16 protein-coding genes are annotated in these 16,161 nt (G+C 71.7%); 14 read left to right on the forward strand and 2 right to left on the reverse strand.

Annotated features, from left to right (window positions below; genetic code table 11):
- Nucleotides 1-21: 21 nt before the first annotated feature.
- The 12 genes from katG to ABLE53_RS06135 all read left to right on the forward strand — a co-directional run bounded on the left by katG (nucleotide 22) and on the right by ABLE53_RS06135 (nucleotide 12,387).
- Complete coding sequence (katG, locus tag ABLE53_RS06080) at nucleotides 22-2,259, forward strand: catalase/peroxidase HPI (protein ID WP_348857842.1); 2,238 nt, start codon at nucleotides 22-24, stop codon at nucleotides 2,257-2,259.
- A 182-nt stretch (nucleotides 2,260-2,441) separates the two neighbouring features.
- Nucleotides 2,442-2,903, forward strand: a complete 462-nt coding sequence (locus tag ABLE53_RS06085; protein ID WP_348857843.1) for an MSMEG_3727 family PQQ-associated protein — start codon at nucleotides 2,442-2,444, stop codon at nucleotides 2,901-2,903.
- A 13-nt stretch (nucleotides 2,904-2,916) separates the two neighbouring features.
- Nucleotides 2,917-4,605 (forward strand): PQQ-dependent dehydrogenase, methanol/ethanol family, encoded by a 1,689-nt coding sequence (locus ABLE53_RS06090; RefSeq protein WP_348857844.1) that lies wholly within the window; start codon nucleotides 2,917-2,919, stop codon nucleotides 4,603-4,605.
- Between the two features lie 32 nt (nucleotides 4,606-4,637).
- Nucleotides 4,638-5,150 carry a hypothetical protein gene (locus tag ABLE53_RS06095; RefSeq protein ID WP_348857845.1) on the forward strand — a complete coding sequence of 171 codons (513 nt, stop codon included), beginning with the start codon at nucleotides 4,638-4,640 and terminating at the stop codon, nucleotides 5,148-5,150.
- Nucleotides 5,151-5,190: 40 nt separating this feature from the next.
- A complete protein-coding gene (gene pqqA, locus ABLE53_RS06100; protein ID WP_348857846.1) occupies nucleotides 5,191-5,319 on the forward strand; it encodes a pyrroloquinoline quinone precursor peptide PqqA in 129 nt (42 codons plus the stop codon).
- 64 nt (nucleotides 5,320-5,383) lie between these two features.
- A complete protein-coding gene (gene pqqB / locus ABLE53_RS06105; RefSeq protein WP_348857847.1) occupies nucleotides 5,384-6,292 on the forward strand; it encodes a pyrroloquinoline quinone biosynthesis protein PqqB in 909 nt (302 codons plus the stop codon).
- A gap of 9 nt (nucleotides 6,293-6,301) precedes the next feature.
- Nucleotides 6,302-7,036, forward strand: coding sequence for a pyrroloquinoline-quinone synthase PqqC (gene pqqC, locus ABLE53_RS06110; protein WP_348857848.1), 735 nt, complete (start codon nucleotides 6,302-6,304; stop codon nucleotides 7,034-7,036).
- Nucleotides 7,023-7,301: a pyrroloquinoline quinone biosynthesis peptide chaperone PqqD gene (pqqD, locus tag ABLE53_RS06115; protein WP_348857849.1), complete on the forward strand. Its 279-nt coding sequence runs from the start codon at nucleotides 7,023-7,025 to the stop codon at nucleotides 7,299-7,301. Before pqqC ends, pqqD begins: the two co-directional genes overlap by 14 nt.
- Nucleotides 7,294-8,460, forward strand: coding sequence for a pyrroloquinoline quinone biosynthesis protein PqqE (gene pqqE / locus ABLE53_RS06120; protein ID WP_348857850.1), 1,167 nt, complete (start codon nucleotides 7,294-7,296; stop codon nucleotides 8,458-8,460). The genes pqqD and pqqE overlap by 8 nt, the downstream gene beginning before the upstream one ends.
- A gap of 333 nt (nucleotides 8,461-8,793) precedes the next feature.
- Nucleotides 8,794-10,200 (forward strand): phospholipase D-like domain-containing protein, encoded by a 1,407-nt coding sequence (locus ABLE53_RS06125; protein WP_348857851.1) that lies wholly within the window; start codon nucleotides 8,794-8,796, stop codon nucleotides 10,198-10,200.
- Nucleotides 10,201-10,285: 85 nt separating this feature from the next.
- Nucleotides 10,286-11,059, forward strand: coding sequence for an alpha/beta fold hydrolase (locus tag ABLE53_RS06130; RefSeq protein WP_348857852.1), 774 nt, complete (start codon nucleotides 10,286-10,288; stop codon nucleotides 11,057-11,059).
- On the forward strand, nucleotides 11,056-12,387 hold the full coding sequence (locus ABLE53_RS06135; protein ID WP_348857853.1) for a cytochrome P450: 1,332 nt from the start codon (nucleotides 11,056-11,058) through the stop codon (nucleotides 12,385-12,387). Before ABLE53_RS06130 ends, ABLE53_RS06135 begins: the two co-directional genes overlap by 4 nt.
- Nucleotides 12,388-12,402: 15 nt before the next feature.
- Here the strand turns inward: ABLE53_RS06135 and ABLE53_RS06140 are convergent, their stop codons facing one another.
- Entirely contained in the window at nucleotides 12,403-13,266 is an 864-nt protein-coding gene (locus tag ABLE53_RS06140; RefSeq protein WP_348857854.1) for a helix-turn-helix domain-containing protein, read from the reverse strand.
- Nucleotides 13,267-13,366: 100 nt separating this feature from the next.
- Here ABLE53_RS06140 and ABLE53_RS06145 point away from each other — a divergent pair, with 100 nt between their 5' ends.
- Together ABLE53_RS06145 and ABLE53_RS06150 are read left to right on the forward strand one after the other, a co-directional pair.
- Nucleotides 13,367-14,077 (forward strand): SDR family NAD(P)-dependent oxidoreductase, encoded by a 711-nt coding sequence (locus ABLE53_RS06145; RefSeq protein ID WP_348857855.1) that lies wholly within the window; start codon nucleotides 13,367-13,369, stop codon nucleotides 14,075-14,077.
- A gap of 25 nt (nucleotides 14,078-14,102) precedes the next feature.
- Nucleotides 14,103-14,981, forward strand: coding sequence for an LLM class flavin-dependent oxidoreductase (locus ABLE53_RS06150; protein WP_348857856.1), 879 nt, complete (start codon nucleotides 14,103-14,105; stop codon nucleotides 14,979-14,981).
- A 6-nt stretch (nucleotides 14,982-14,987) separates the two neighbouring features.
- On the opposite strand, the gene ABLE53_RS06155 is transcribed toward ABLE53_RS06150, so the two are convergent.
- Complete coding sequence (locus tag ABLE53_RS06155) at nucleotides 14,988-16,088, reverse strand: esterase-like activity of phytase family protein (RefSeq protein WP_348857857.1); 1,101 nt, start codon at nucleotides 16,086-16,088, stop codon at nucleotides 14,988-14,990.
- Between the last annotated feature and the right edge of the window lie 73 nt (nucleotides 16,089-16,161).

The raw sequence follows: 16,161 nt of genomic DNA on the forward strand, positions 1-16,161 counted from the left end.
AGAGCCGTCGGAAGGAGTGTCATGCCGGGGAGTCCCGACGCCTACGTCAACAGGACCTACGACCAGGCCGCGGTCGGCCGCCGAGCGTCCGGCGTACGTCCTCGTCCCGAGGCGGGCGGGGACCAGCGCGACTGGTGGCCGGCCCGGCTCGACCTCGAGGCCCTCGCGCGCCCGCACGCCGCCGCCGACCCGTACGGCGAGGACTTCGACTACGCCACGGCGTTCCTCTCGCTGGACCTCGACGAGCTCGCGCGCGACGTCGACGCGGTGCTCACGACGCCACAGGACTGGTGGCCGGCCGACTTCGGCCACTACGGACCGCTCGTCCTCCGGATGGCCTGGCACTCGGCCGGCACCTACCGCGTCGCCGACGGGCGGGGCGGCGCGGCTGCTGGGATGCAGCGCTTCGCCCCGCTGAACAGCTGGCCGGACAACCGCAACCTCGACAAGGCACGCCGGCTGCTGTGGCCGGTCAAGAGGAAGTACGGCCGCAGGATCTCGTGGGCGGACCTGATGGTGTTCGCCGGCAACCGGGCGCTGGAGTCGATGGGATTCCGGACGTTCGGGTACGCCGGCGGCCGGCCGGAGGTCTGGGAGGCCGACGACACCTACTGGGGCCCGGAGGACACCTGGTTCGCCGACGACCGGCACAGCGGCGTACGAGACCTGGACGAGCCGCTGGCGGCGAGCGAGATGGGGCTGATCTACGTCGACCCCCAGGGCCCGGCGACGGTGCCCGACCCGGTGGCGGCCGCGCGCGACATCCGGGACACGTTCCGCCGGATGGGGTTCGACGACGAGGAGACGGTCGCGCTCATCGCCGGCGGCCACACCTTCGGCAAGTCGCACGGGAAGGCCGACCCCGGCCGCGTCCTCGGCCCCGGCCCGGAAGGGGCGCCGCTCGAGGCCCAGGGCCTCGGCTGGGCGAACAGCCACGGGACGGGCAACGGTCCTGACACCGTCGGCAGCGGGCTGGAGGGGACCTGGACCCCGACGCCGACGCGGTGGGACAGCGGCTTCCTGGAGACCCTCTTCGCCTACGGCTGGGACGTGGAGCTCAGCCCGGCGGGGATGTGGCAGTGGGTCCCGAGCGACGGCGCGGGCGCCGGCACCGTGCCGGACCCGTTCGATCCGGCCGTGACCCACCACCCCACGATGCTGACCACCGACCTCGCACTCCGCGACGACCCGATCTACGAGCCGATCGCGCGAGGCTTCCTCGAGCACCCGGACCGGCTCGCGGACGCCTTCGCGCGCGCCTGGTTCAAGCTCACCCACCTCGACATGGGGCCGATCGAGCGCTACCTCGGCCCGCTCGTCCCGACCGAGCGGCTGATCTGGCAGGACCCGGTGGCCGAGGTCGACCACGACCTCGTCGATGGCGACGACGTCGCCGCGCTCAAGACCGCGCTCCTCGGGTCCGGTCTGTCGGTGACGCAGCTCGTCCTCACCGCCTGGGCCTCCGCCTCGACGTTCCGCACCAGCGACAAGCGCGGCGGCGCGAACGGCGCCCGCATCCGCCTCGAGCCACAGTGCCGGTGGGAGGTCAACGAGCCCGACGAGCTGGCGGCCGTGCTGGCCACGCTGGAGCAGGTCCGGACGCGGTTCAACGAGTCGCAGCGCGGCGCCAAGGCGATCTCGCTCGCCGACCTGATCGTGCTCGGCGGATGCGCGGCCGTCGAGCACGCCGCCGCGGCCGCGGGCCACCACGTCGAGGTCCCGTTCCGACCGGGACGCACCGACGCGAGCCAGGAGTGGACCGACCCGGCCTGGTTCGCCTGGCTCGAGCCGACCGCCGACGGGTTCCGCAACTACGTCGGCAAGGGCGCCGGTCTCCCGCCCGAGCGGCTGCTCGTCGACCGCGCCAGCCAGCTCACCCTGACCGCCCCCGAGATGACGGCGCTGGTCGGTGGCCTGCGCGTGCTCGGCGCCAATCACGGGCGCTCGCCGCTCGGCGTACTCACGCGACGGCCCGGCTCGTTGACCAACGACTTCTTCGTCAACCTGCTCGACACCGGGACCGAGTGGGTGCCGAGCGAGGGGGAGCAGGGCGTGCAGCCGACGTACGCCGGCCGCGACCGCTCCACCGGCGAGATCAGGTGGACCGCCAGCCGCGTCGACCTCGTCTTCGGTGCCCACTCCGAGCTGCGCGCGCTGGCGGAGGTCTACGCGAGCGACGACGCCGAGGAGAAGCTCGTTCGTGACTTCGTGACCGCGTGGGACAAGGTCATGACCCTCGACCTGTTCGCTCGGCCCTGACCCTGGGCCCGGAGCTTCCAGGGGCCGCGACCGCCCGCCACGAGCGGCACCGTCCTGCGGGTGAACGGCGGCCTGCGACGGCCCAGCGGTCGTGCCTGTTCGGGGGGTGGAGGCGGGCATAGCGTGCGAGGCCGGAAGCTCCCCGGCTTCCGCACGCTCAACGACGAGGAGATGAGGTCCCCATGACCTTGGCTCATGAACGACCCGAGCAGCTGAAGGAGCTCGGCCTGGACGTACAGAACAAGGCGTCCATCGGCCACGTGCTCGGCACAGGCTCCATCGGCATGGCCACCGAGCGCCCCGACGGCACGATGGAGGCCACGATCACCATCCGGGAGGACGCGATCGCCTGGGATCCGGAGATCCTGGTCCTGCCCCACGGCGGTGATCTCGTGCTGACCGTCATCAACGACGACACGAACACGCACTCCGCGCTGTTCCCGAGCAATGGCGACAAGAAGTTCCTGTGGCTGCTGAACCACTCGAAGGGGACGGCGAGGCTCAACCTCGACGGTCCCGGCTACTACTGGTACAGCTCGCCCGGAGGCAACGACGAGGGCCGCGGCCTGACCGCCGCCATCGTCGTCGAGGGCGAAGTGCCGCCGGAGGCCCGTCTCGACCGTCCCGACCAGCCCCGCCCGTAGGAGGGATCGAACGATGACGACAGTCGACTATGCGGACGCCGGCGAGGCGATCGACTTCGGAGCGCTGACCGCGATCTCCGGAACGGCACCGGACGTGGCGCGGAGCGTCAACTCCGACCGCCTCCTCACCGCCCGCTCGGAGTCCCAGAACTGGCTCACCTACTACGGTGCCTACGACGGCCAGCGCTACAGCCTGCTGGACCAGATCAACACCGACAACGTGAGCAGGATGGGTCCGGTCTGGATGTTCCAGGCGGGGGCCTACGGCCAGATCGCCGGCACCGGGACGTACGCCTTCGAGGCGACCCCCCTGGTCGTCGACGGGGTGATGTACGTGACCGGCTGGGACGGCCAGATCTGGGCCCTCGACGCCAAGACCGGCCAGCAGCTGTGGCGCTACAAGCACGCGGTGCCCTTCGACGTGTCGCTGTGCTGCGGCAATGTCAACCGCGGCTGCGCGGTGGCCAACGGCAAGGTCTACTTCATGACACCGAACGCCCACCTGCTGGCGCTGGACGCCACCACGGGCAAGACGGTCTGGACCAAGACCTCGGGCGACGTACGTGCGGGCGAGAGCGCCTCGATGGCTCCCCTCGTCGTCAAGGACACGCTGATCACCGGCAGCGCCGGCGGCGAGTTCGGCACGCGCGGCCACATCGACTGCTGGGACCTCGAGACCGGTGAGCACCGCTGGCGCACCTACACAGTGCCCAAGCCCGGGGAGCCGGGGTCCGAGACCTGGCCCGCCGACGGCGAGGCCTGGGCGCGGGGCGGCGCGAACTCGTGGATCACCGGGACGTACGACCCGGAGACGAACCTGTACTACGCGGGGACCGGCAACCCGGCGCCCGACTTCGACGGTGCGGTCCGTGAGGGCGACAACCTCTACACCGACAGCGTCGTCGCGGTGGACGTCGACTCCGGTGAGATCCGCTGGCACTACCAGTTCACGCCCCACGACCTGTGGGACTACGACTCCACGATGGAGAACATCCTCTTCGACCACGACGGGAAGAAGCTGCTCGGCCACTTCGACAAGAACGGCTACTTCTTCGTGCTCGACCGGACCAACGGCGAGCTGCAGCACGTCACCCCCTTCGTGGACCGGATCGACTGGGGCGTCATCACCCGCGACGGCAAGGTGACCCCGCGGAAGTACCCGGACAAGGAGGGTGAGCCGGTCCACTTCTACCCCGGCCCCGCCGGCGCGAAGGAGTGGACGCACGCGGCGTACAACCAGCAGACCGAGATGTTCTACGTCCCGGTCGCCGACGTCGGCGCCACCGCCACCAGACGACGCCGGGAGTTCAAGGAGGGCCAGCCCTACTGGGGCGCCGCGGTCCAGGTCGACATCGACGACATGGCCGGCTCGATCAGCGCCTTCGACACCAACGGCGAGGAGAAGTGGCGCTGGCGCAACAACTACCCGATGGCCTCCTCGGTGTGCACGACCGCGGGGAACCTGGTGTTCGCCGGCACCCCGACGGGCGAGTTCGTCGCGCTCGACGCCCGCACCGGTGACGAGCTGTGGAAGTTCCAGTGCGGCAGCGGCCACCACGGCAGCCCGATGACCTACAGCATCGACGGCAAGCAGTACGTCGCGGTGCCGGTCGGCTGGGGCGGGTGGCTCGAGGGGATCATCCCCGGGATGCTCGGTGCCGGCCACGGCGACGCGCTGATCGTGTTCGCGCTGCCCGACTGATCGACCGACTGACTGACGAAGAGAGGTTCGAGATGAGTTTTCTGCTTCTTGGGATCGACAGCCTGATCGCGTGCTTCGCGGTCGGCGCACTGGTCGGCCGCCGGTCGCGGCTGCCGTACGCCGCCCTGTTCGGCGTGTGCGACGCAGGTGCGTTCCTGCTCGGGACGGCCCTGCACTGGACCATGCCGGAGGCCACGGCCCAGGTCGTGTCGACAGCCGCCCTGGTGGGGCTCGGTCTCTACCTGGTGGTCGTCGCGATCGGGGCGCAGAAGGTCGCCGACACCCGCTGGGTGTGGGCCCTTCCGGCCCTGCTGACGCTCGACAACATCGGCTTCGGCCTGATCGACCACTCGTGGTCCACGGCGGTGCCCGTCGAGGCCGCGGAGCAGGCGCTGTCGAGCATCCTGCTCGCGGCGGTCGGCCTCGCGGCCAGTGCCGCCGTCGTACGCGCGATCCCGCAGGTGCACCGCAACCGCGTGCTCACGGCCGGGATCGCCGGGGCCGCGATGGTCGTCGCGGGGCCGCTGCTGCTGGCCCTCGACTGATCGACACCGACGAGACGACACGAGAGAAAGGGAGAACACCATGGAGCGACAGATCGCCGACACGAATCTGCCGAAGAGTGGGGGCACCTGGGAGCCGCCCACCGTCACCGAGATCCGGGTGTCGGCCGAGGTGACCGCCTACGCGGGCATCTGGGCCGAGGCCGAGTAGCGATCGCGACCGGGCGCCGGGCCGGCCGGTCCGGCGCCCGTCGGTGACCCGAGGGGAGTGATCGGTGGTGTGGTTGCGCGTGCTGGGCTCGGCGGCGGGCGGAGGCTTCCCGCAGTGGAACTGCACCTGTCCGTGCTGCCGCGCGGTGCGGACCGGGTCGCGCCCGTGTGCCCCGCGCTCGGAGTCGTCGATCGCGGTGAGCGCCGACCGGGAGCAGTGGTTCCTGGTCAACGCCTCGCCGGACGTCCGGGCGCAGATCGAGTCGTTCCCGGCCCTCCACCCCGCCGACCACTGGGACGAGGGACGGCTGGTCCGACCCCAGGCCGTGCTGCTCACCGACGCCGAGCTCGACCACACCCTCGGCCTGCTCCTGATGCGGGAGGGACGAGGCCTGGAGGTGCATGCGACCGAGTCGGTGCACGAGACCCTGACCTCCGGGACCGGGGTGCTCCGGACCCTGGAGGCGTACTGCCCGGTCAAGTGGCAGCCGGTCGTCCCCGGTGCCGACGTGTCCCTCGGCGACGGGCTGTCGTACCGCGCGTTCGACGCTCCGACCGAGAAGCGGATGCGGTTCGTCGGAGCGATCGCGTACGGCCGGGTCGTGGGCTACCGCGTCACCGACACCCGGAGCGGCCGGAGCCTGGTCTTCCTGCCGTGCGTGCAACGGCTCACCCCCGAGGTGCTCGAGGAGCTGGCCGGCTGCTCCGCGCTGCTGGTCGACGGCACCTGCTGGAGCGACGACGAGCTCCCGGCCCTCGGCCTGGCCGGCAAGACCTCACGCGAGATGGGGCACATCCCCATCGACGGGCCGGGCGGCAGCCTCGAGGCGCTCGCGCCCCTGCCGGCGGGCCGCAAGGTCTACACCCACATCAACAACACCAACCCGATCCTGCTCGAGGACTCCCCGGAGCGCGCGGTCCTCGACCGGTACGGCCTCGAGGTCGCGACCGACGGCCTCGAGCTGGAGATCTGAGGAGCGAGGATGACCGCAGCACCGGCCCCAGCACTGGCCCCCGACGACTTCGAGGAGGCCCTCCGGGCGCACGCGAAGCACTACCACAGCCAGCACCCGTTCCATCAGCGGATGAACGCCGGCGGATCCAGCCGGGAGGAGATCCGGGGCTGGGTCGCCAACCGCTTCTACTACCAGGTGAACATCCCCCGCAAGGACGGCGCGATCCTCAGCAGCTGCCCGGACCGTGACGTACGCCGGCGCTGGGTCCAGCGCGTCATCGACCACGACGGCGCGACCGAGGGCGCTCTGTCGATGGCCTCGGGCTCCGCTTCGGCAGGTGGGATCGAGTCGTGGCTGCGCCTCGGCGAGGCCGTCGGTCTGGCCCGGGAGGAGCTGGAGGACGAGCGCCACCTGCTGCCGGGCGTGCGCTTCGCCGTCGACGCCTACGTCACGTTCGCGCGGACCCGGCCGTGGGTCGAGGCGGTGGCGTCCTCGCTGACCGAGCTGTTCGCGCCGGACCTGATGGCCGAGCGGCTCGCCGCGTTCGAGCGCCACTACACCTGGATCGACCCCGACGGACTGGCCTACTTCCGGTCCCGGCTCACCCAGGCCCCCCGGGACTCCGAGCACGGTCTCGAGGTGGTGCGCGCGCACTGCACCACGCCGGAGACGCAGGCAGGTGCGCTCGCGGCCCTGTCCTTCAAGTGCGACGTGCTCTGGAGCATGCTCGATGCCATCGACCGGGCCTATGGCGGCCGTTGACGCCGCCGTCCGGCCACGGCTGGCACCGCACGTGCGGATGAGGTACGACGGCACGCGCGGGCAGCACGTGCTGCTGTCCCCGGAGACGGTCTGGGTGATCAACGAGACCGGTGCCGCCATCGTGGAGCTGTGCGACGGCCGGCGTACGGTCGCCGAGATCGAGGCCGAGCTGCAGGACCGGTACGACGGCGTCGCCGACGGCGACGTACGACGCTTCCTCACCGATCTCGTCGCCAGGCGAGGGCTGGAGGTCGACCATGACTGAGCCGATCGGGACGGCGTCGGCGGCGGCGCCCTTCGCGCTGCTCGCCGAGCTCACCTATGCGTGTCCGCTGCACTGCCCGTACTGCTCCAACCCGCTCGCGCTCGACGACTACCGCGACGAGCTGACCACCGCGGAGTGGCAGCGGGTGCTGACGGAGGCGGCCGAGCTGGGCGTGCTCCAGGTGCACCTCTCCGGCGGCGAGCCGATGCAGCGCCGCGACATCGTCGACCTGGTGCGGTGCGCGAGCGGGCTCGGTCTCTACACCAATCTGATCACCAGCGGGCTCGGCCTCTCCGAGCGTCGTGCCGAACAGCTCCGCGACGCGGGCCTCGACCACGTGCAGATCAGCATCCAGGCCGACGAGCAGACGCCCTCCGACCGGATCGCCGGCACGCCGTCGTACGAGCGCAAGCGGGAGGCGGCTGCACTCGTCAAACGGCTGGGGTGGCCGCTCACCCTCAACATCGTGCTGCACCGGCAGAACCTCGACCGGATCCGCGGCATCCTCGACCTCGCCGAGGAGATGGGAGCCGACCGGATCGAGCTCGCCAACACCCAGTACTACGGCTGGGCCGGCCTCAACCGCACCGAGCTGCTGCCGAGCCGGGACCAGCTCGAGCGGGCGGAGGCCGTCGTACGCGAGGCCCGGGAACGGCTCGCGGGGCGGATGGAGATCATCTACGTGATCCCCGACTACTACAGCCGCTACCCCAAGCCCTGCATGGACGGCTGGGCCCGCCGCCAGCTCACCGTGGTGCCCAACGGCGACGCCCTGCCGTGTCCGGCGGCCCAGGAGCTGGGCCGCGGACTCGACCTGCCGCGTGCCAACGTGCGCGAGCACCCCCTGGCGTGGATCTGGCAGGAGTCGCCGCTCTTCCAGCGCTTCCGCGGGGAGGAGTGGATGCCGGACCCGTGCCGCAGCTGCGAGCGGCGCGGGCTCGACTTCGGCGGCTGCCGCTGCCAGGCCTTCGCGCTCACCGGCGACGCCGCTCGCACCGACCCGGTCTGCCACCTCGCGCCGGACCACGAGATCGTCACGGCCGCCGTGGCTGCGGCCAACGATCCTGCCCGGCCGCGCGACGGCGCACTCACCCCCCGGCCGCAGCTGGGCCGGGCTCGCTCGCTGGTCGCGGCGGCGACCCCGGCGGTGCGACAGTGAGCACGCCGGACCGGGCAGGGATCGCGCGCCCGCCGTGCTACCACTGTGGACAGCCGTACGGTGCCTCCGACGCCGGCCGCCACACGGACCCGGTCGACTGCGACGTGTGCCCCCGGTGTCGCGGCATGCCGGCGTGCTACACGTGTCGGAACATGTACTGCGGCTGCGAGGTGCACCAGCACTGAGGACCGGCAGACCCAGACACCCCGGGGCGGATAGCGGTTTGCGTTTCGCTTCCTTGGGTAAAGTCGCCGGGTCGCCACCACTCCGGTGCATCGCCGGGGGTGGCTCGGAAGACCAGACGATGATGTCCGGACGGTTGGAGCGGGTGCAATGGTGAAGAGTCGGCGGGTGGTGCAGGCGAGCGTGCTCGCGGTGCTGAGCGTGTTGGTTGCCGGTCTGGTGTGGAACGGCTCCACGGGCGTGGCGTACGCCGCGAAGAAGGGCTACCACGTGACCAGGGGGCCGGTCTTCAACAGCGCCGTGGGACCGAACAGCGCGAAGTTCGCCATCAACAACCACATCAAGGCCGCGATCCGGCACTCCCCGCGCGGGAGCACGATCCGGATCATGTCGTGGAACATCCACAGCTCCGCGATGACCGACCTGCTCCTGCGTGCCCAGAGGCGCGGCGTACGCGTCCGTGTGCTGATGGACGCCACGAACTGGAGCAAGGAGGTCCCGAACCGCAACTTCAAGCGCCTCAAGGCCGGTCTGGCCAAGGGCAACAAGGGCCGCAAGCCGAGCCGCCGGAGCGCTGCGAAGGTCTGCCACGGCTCCTGCCGCGGCAAGTCCGGCTCCGCGCACTCGAAGTTCTTCCTGTTCTCCTGGTCCGGCAAGAGCCCCCGGGTCGTGATGGAGGGCTCCGCCAACATCACCCTCGCCGCGGCGACGAACCAGTGGAACGACCTCTTCACCTGGGTCAACAACCGCAAGCTCTACAACTTCGCGGTCACCGTCTTCGCCCAGATGTGGCGGGACAAGAGGGTCGCCAACCCCTGGACGTACACGTCGTCGCCGCCTTTCACCCTCGCGTTCTCCCCGGAGCAGGGCAAGCGATACAGCGGTGACCCGATGATGAACGCGCTGAACCGGACGAAGTGCAAAGGCGCCAAGAACGGCAACGCCAGCCACCACACGGTCGTCCGGCTCTTCCCCGACGTCATGCGCGGCAAGCGCGGGCTGGCCATGGCGAAGCGGGTCAAGGCCCTGTGGAACCGCGGCTGCGACGTGCGGGTCGGCTACACCGTCCTCAGCTACCAGGCCCACGCCGTCCTCACGAGCGGCGGCAAGCGCGGCCGGGTCCCGCTGCGTCACATGGCGAAGGACACCAACGGCGACGGCCAGTTCGACAAGTACTTCCACATCAAGGCGCTGGCGATCAACGGCGTCATCGGCTCGAACCGGTCCGCGTTCCGGCTGGTCCAGGGCTCGGCCAACGCCTCCGGGCTCTCGGCGATCTCCGACGAGAACATCGGGATCATCACCAAGACCCGCGCGGTGCGCCGCTACATCCAGCACCTGACCTACTGGTTCAACCACTCGGGTCGGGTCGGCCGGCCCGTCGTCGGGACCGCTGGCCGCACGACCCTGGGCGACGACGCCACGATCGCCCGGCTGCGTACGCCGCAGGGGACGCGCGCCGCCGCCTCCGACGGCTACATCGCCCCGGGCACGAAGGTGATCGACCCGAAGACCGGCAAGGTCGTCGACCCGTACGCGCTGATCGACATGGACTGACCCGAAGGGACCCCGCCGGGGGCCCGTCCGGCGCCGTACCGCTGTCCCGCAGCGGCGTGCGGGTGTAGACAGGAGCCCCACGTCGGTGGCTGCTGCGGAGGCGCTCATGGTCAGGAAGGTCGGGTCGGGGGAGCACCACGTGCTCTGCCTGCACGGGTGGTTCGGGTCCGGCGGGGGCTGGGGCTACTGGCCCGAGGTGGCCGACCGGTCGCGCTACACGTGGTGGTTCCCGGACATGCGGGGCTACGGCGAGCGGATGGCCGAGAGCGGCGACTTCACGATGAGGGAGTACGCCGCCGACGTACTCGCCCTTGCTGACGACGAGGGCCTCGACCGGTTCTCGATCGTGGGGCACTCGATGGGCGGCAAGGCCGGCGCGTCGCTGCTGGCCCAGGCCGGCCCGCAGCGGGTCCGCGCGCTCGTCGGGATCTCGCCGGTCGCCCCGGCGCCGGCCCCGATGGACGCCGAGGGCGAGGCGCTCTTCTTCGGCGCACCCGACAAGGACGAGAACCGCCGCGCGATCATCGACTTCACCACGGGCGGCCGCAACAGCCCGGCCTGGGTGGACGACATGGTCGCCTTCTCCCGCACGCACTCGACGCCCGAGGCCTTCAAGGGGGCTGTGCAGTCGTGGGTGCGGGACGACTACCTTGCGGAGGTCGGACGGCCGGAGACGCCGGTGGCGGTGATCGTGGGCGAGCACGACCCGGCCCTCTCCGCGGAGGCGATGCGGCAGAGCTGGCTGCAGATCTACCCGAACGCCGAGCTGATCGAGCTGCCCGCCTGCGGCCACTACGCCATGCACGAGGCGCCGGTCGTGCTGGCGACGTACGTCGAGAAGTTCCTCGCCGACAAGTGACGCGGACCGCTACCCCGGGCACCGAGGTCATCCACGACCCGGAGACGTACGTCGCCGGCGCGCCGCTCGCCGTCCTCGATGGGCTCCGCGAGACGGGTGGCGGCGTCCACTGGGTCGAGGAGCCGCCGATCGGCGGCCTGCCGGGCGGGCCGGGCTACTGGCTGGTGACGAGGTACGACGACGTGCGGGCTGTCCTGCGCGATCCTGCCACGTTCTCGTCGTACGCCGGCGCGACCCAGGTGCGGGACCCGGCCACGCCGGCGGACCTGGCGTATGTCCGCCGGATGATGCTCAACATGGACCCGCCCGAGCACACCCGGCTGCGCCGGCCGATGGCCGGGTCGTTCACGATGCGCGCGGTGGCCCGGCTCGAGGAGCAGGTCGCCGGCCACGTACGCGCCATCCTCGAGCGTGCCCTCACCGAGCCGGGGGTCCTCGACTTCGCCAAGGAGGTGGCCGCCGACCTCCCGCTGCTCACTCTCGCCGACGTGCTGGGCGTGCCGGCGCAGGACCGGATGCTGCTCTTCGACTGGTCCAACCGGGTGATCGGCTTCCAGGACCCCGACTACGCCACCAGCGCCGCCTTCGACCCGGCCACTGGCACCGAGCTCGCCCGGCGGGCGATGGCGCTGCGGCCCGCGCCGGACGCCGACGGCCGGATGCCTGACCCGCGCAGCCGGACCGGGATGCCCGACCTCTACGCCTACGCCCACCTGCTCGCCGAGCGGAGGCGGCACGAGCCCGGCGATGACGTCATGTCGATCTGGCTGCGCGAGGGGCTCGACGGCGGCGACGAGGTCTCGAACGAGGAGTTCGAGAACATGTTCTGGCTCTTCGCGGTCGCCGGCAACGAGACCCTGCGCAACGGGCTTCCGGGCGGGATGCACGCGCTCATCACCCACCCCGAGGCGCAGCATCGCCTGCGCGCGGAACCCGAGCTGCTCGAGACCGCCGTCGACGAGCTGCTGCGGTGGTGGACGCCGGTGATGGTCTTCCGGCGTACGGCGACGGCCGACTGCACCCTCGGCGACCAGCCCGTCGCGGTCGGCGACAAGGTCGTGGTCAGCTTCCTCGCGGCCAACCGCGACCCGCGGGTCTTCGAGGCGCCCGGCGAGCTGCGCGTCGACCGTCGCGGCCGCCAGCACCTCGTCTTCGGCCACGGCCCCCACCTGTGCCTCGGCGCCCATCTGGCGCGAGTCCAGATGCGGGCGATGTTCGGCGAGCTCCTGCGGCGTACGTCGTGGATCGAGCCGGCCGGCGAGCCGGTGCTGCTCCGGTCCTCGTTCCAGCGCGGCGTCAAGCGGCTGCCTGTGCGCTGGTCGGCGTGAGCGGCTGACAGGTCGTCAGTCGGCCACGAGGTCCTGCGTGCCGACCACGCGCAGCAGGGCGAGCGCCTCGGCTTCGCGCGTGCCCGGCGGCGCGGAGTAGACGACGACGGCCTGGTCCACGTCGGGGACGTGGAGCGTGTCGCAGTCGAGGGTGAGCGGCCCGAGGCTCGGGTGTACGAGGGTCTTGCTGTGGCTGCGCCACGCGCCGGCGGGCGCCTGGTCCCACAGCTCGCGGAAGAGGGCCGACCCGGTGACGAGCCGCCTGATCAGCCGGGTCAGGTCGGTGTCGTGGGGGTAGCGGGCGACCGCCGAGCGCAGGCTCGCCACCGTCTGCTCGTCGGTGCGCCGGCGCTCCTCCGGAGTGTTGCTCACGCTGCTGCGCGGCGGGTCGGCCGGGTCGGGGAGGAAGCGCAGGACGGCGAGGTTGCGCCGCTCGACCGGCAGGGCCGACCAGTCGCCGCTGAGCGCGCTCGACATCGAGTTCCACGCCAGGATGTCGCTCTTCGCGCTCATCACGACCGCAGGCAGGTCGGTGAAGCGGTCGATGAGCCGCAGCACGCTCGGGCGCACGTGCATCTCGATCGTCCCCGGCGCCGGTGGCGCCGCCCCGGCGAGGTAGAACAGCTCGTCCCGCCCCGACGGGTCCAGCCGGAGCGCGCGGGCGAGCGCGGTCAGCACCTGCGCCGAGGGCTGCGGCCCGCGCCCCTGCTCGAGGCGTACGACGTAGTCCACGCTGATCCCGGCCAGCAGGGCGAGCTCCTCGCGACGCAGGCCGGGGACCCGACGGTGAAGCCCGGCCGGGAGCCCCACGTCGGCCGGCCGCACCCGCTCGCGGGCACGGCGGATCGAGCGGGCCAGGCCGTCGCGGTCGATGCTCACCCCACGAGTCTCCCCCGCGGCCCCGGCGGCAGGGTAGGACCGCTGGTACCACGACAGCCCGTGCCTCCCGCGCCGCTGCCGACGCGGGCAGCGTGGCGGCATGACCACTGCACTGATCACCGGGGCCACCCGCGGCCTCGGCCTCGAGACCACCCACCACCTCGCCGCCCTCGGCTGGACCGTCTGGCTCGGCGCCCGCGACGCCGCGCGCGGCCACGACGTGGCCGAGAAGATCCGCGTCGACGACCCGGCCGCCGACGTACGCGTCCTGACGCTCGACGTCACCTCCGACGAGTCGGTCGCCGCGGCGGCAGCCACCGTCGCGGAGGCGGACACGGGGCTCGACGTCCTCGTCAACAACGCCGGCATCGCCGGCACCCACGCCGGTCCGCAGGACACGGTGCCCGCCGACTTCCTGCCGGTGTACGCCGTCAACCTGCTCGGTCCCGTCCGGGTCAGCCACGCCTTCCTGCCGCTGCTCCGCCGGTCGGACGATCCGCGGCTCGTGATGGTGTCCAGCGGCCTCGGCTCCTTCGGGCGTACGGCGGACCCCGACCGGGTCGAGTCGACGATCTGGGGGATCGTCTATCCGTCCTCGAAGGCGGCGCTCAACATGGTGACGACGATGTACGCCAAGGCGCTCCCCGATGTACGCGTCGTCGCCGTCGACCCCGGCTACACCGCCACCGGCCTCAACGGCTTCACCGGAACCCAGACGATCGAGGAGGGCGCCGAGGCGATCGTCGCCGCGTGCACGGCGGAGGTGCTCGCGGGGCCGTTCATCGACCGCCGTGGCGCCGTGCCGTGGTGATGCCGGGTCCCTCTACAGTCTGAGCGTGAGGTTCTCGCTCTGGCCCGACAACGACCGCGCTCCCGCCGACGTCCTCGAGGAGGCCCGGGCGGCCGACGCCGCCGGCTGGCACGGGCTGTGGCTGGCCGACCACTACATGCCCAACACCGGCAGCGAGATGCCGGCACGCGGCGACACCTACGAGTGCTGGGGCCTGCTCCCCGCGATCGCCGCCGTCACCGAACGGGTCCGGATCGGGACACTGGTCTCGCCGACGTCGGTCCACCACCCGGCGGTGCTCGCGAAGCGCGCCGCGACGATCGACCACCTCTCCGGCGGCCGGATGGTGCTCGGGATCGGGGCCGGCTGGCAGGTCAACGAGCATCACGCCTACGGCATCGAGCTCGGGCCGCCCGGACTGCGGGTGAGCCGGTTCGAGGAGGCGATCCGGGTCGTGCGGTCGCTGCTCCGCGACGACCACACCACCTTCGACGGTGCGTTCTTCCAGGTCGTCGACGCGCCGGCCGACCCGAAGCCGGTGCAGCAGCCGCTGCCGATCCTGGTCGGCACCCGGGGCCCGAGGATGCTCCGGATCACCGCGCGGTACGCCGAGGAGTGGAACACCTGGGGCGATCCGGAGCAGGCCGCCGCCCGGCGTGCCGACCTCCTCGCCGCCTGCGAGAAGGTCGGCCGGGACCCGGCGACGCTGCGCACCTCGGTCAACGCGCTCGTCGACCTCGACGGCACCACCACCGGGCGGGCGGTCATCACCGGGTCGACCCAGCAGCTCGTCGACCAGGTCGGGACGTACGCCGAGCTCGGCTTCGACGAGTTCGTCGTCCCGGACTGGAACCTCGGCGCCGACAGCGGCCAACGCGCCGACCGGATCGCGCAGATCAAGACCGAGATCCTCGACCGGGTCTGACCACCCTCAGGGCAGCCGGGCCACCAGGTTCAGGAACCGGGTCCACTGGGCCTCGCCGAAGTTGTCGTCGCTCAGCAGTGTGACGGCGTACGACCCGTGCCCGAGGGGCCTCGTCGTCATCCCCTCGTAGTTGTCCATCAGCGGGTTGGCCTGGGTCTCCTTCGCCGTGGCGCCGAGGTCGGGGCAGGCGGTCACGTCGGCGACGAGCGTCTTGTGCATCACTGTCTGCGGCGCGGTGGCGAGGTCGGTGATCCGGCTGACGTCGCGTGCGCGGGTGAGGTCGACGGCGTACAGCATGATCTCGTTGCCGACGTCCTCGCTCCACGACGCCTCCATGACGAGCAGCCTGCCGGGGGCGTACTCCTGGATCTCCGGGATCCGCATCCCGTCGTCGACCCGGTAGGCGACCTGCCTGGTGAGCCGGTAGCCGCCGTGGCTCTTGCTGTAGACCAGCAGCCGCCGGAAGGTGCCGTCACCGGTGTCGCCCGAGAGCGTGCCCTCCATCGAGACGACGATCTGCCGGCCTCCCCTGCCGACGGTGAGCCCCTCGAACGTGGCGTTTCCGGTGGACTCGCCCGCCGGCTCGACCGCGAACCGGGCGGGCACCGGGAGCGAGGCCTTCTGGACACCGTCGTGCCCGAAGATCCGGATCGACGGCTCGACCTCGGAGCTGACCACGAAGTCGCCGTTCGGCAGGACCCCGAGTCCCTCGTCGTCGGCCGTCTCGCCGTCGTACGGCGTCCCGTCGGGCTTCTTCAGGACCAGCGGATCGCCGACGATGGTGGGGTCGGACAGGTCGCGGTAGAACCAGAGCCTCGAGGGGTCGTCGGCGTGGTTGTCGACGCTCGAGACGTAGCTGCGGGTGCGCGGGTCGTAGGCGATGTCGGACAGCCCGCCGATCTCCGCGCCGTCGACGATCTTCTTGTCCAGCGCGTCGCTGTAGCTCACCGCCGAGGCCGAGGGCGGGCAGGTGGTAGACCGGTCGGGGTGCGCCGTACGGGCGGCCGCCGGACCGGCGAGCCCCAGTCCCGTCAGGCCGGTCGCCAATGTCGCGGCGACGGCCGCGGTCGCGGCGGTGATCCCCAGGGTGCGGTGTGTCCTGAGCATGCGTGTCCTCTCCTCGTCGTAGCTGCCTCGTCAGGCTAGCGGCGGTCGTCGGAGCCGGGGAGGACGCGACGGT

The sequence above is a fragment of the Nocardioides asiaticus genome (genome assembly GCF_040049175.1).
Classification (GTDB): Bacteria; Actinomycetota; Actinomycetes; order Propionibacteriales; family Nocardioidaceae; genus Nocardioides; species Nocardioides cheoyonin.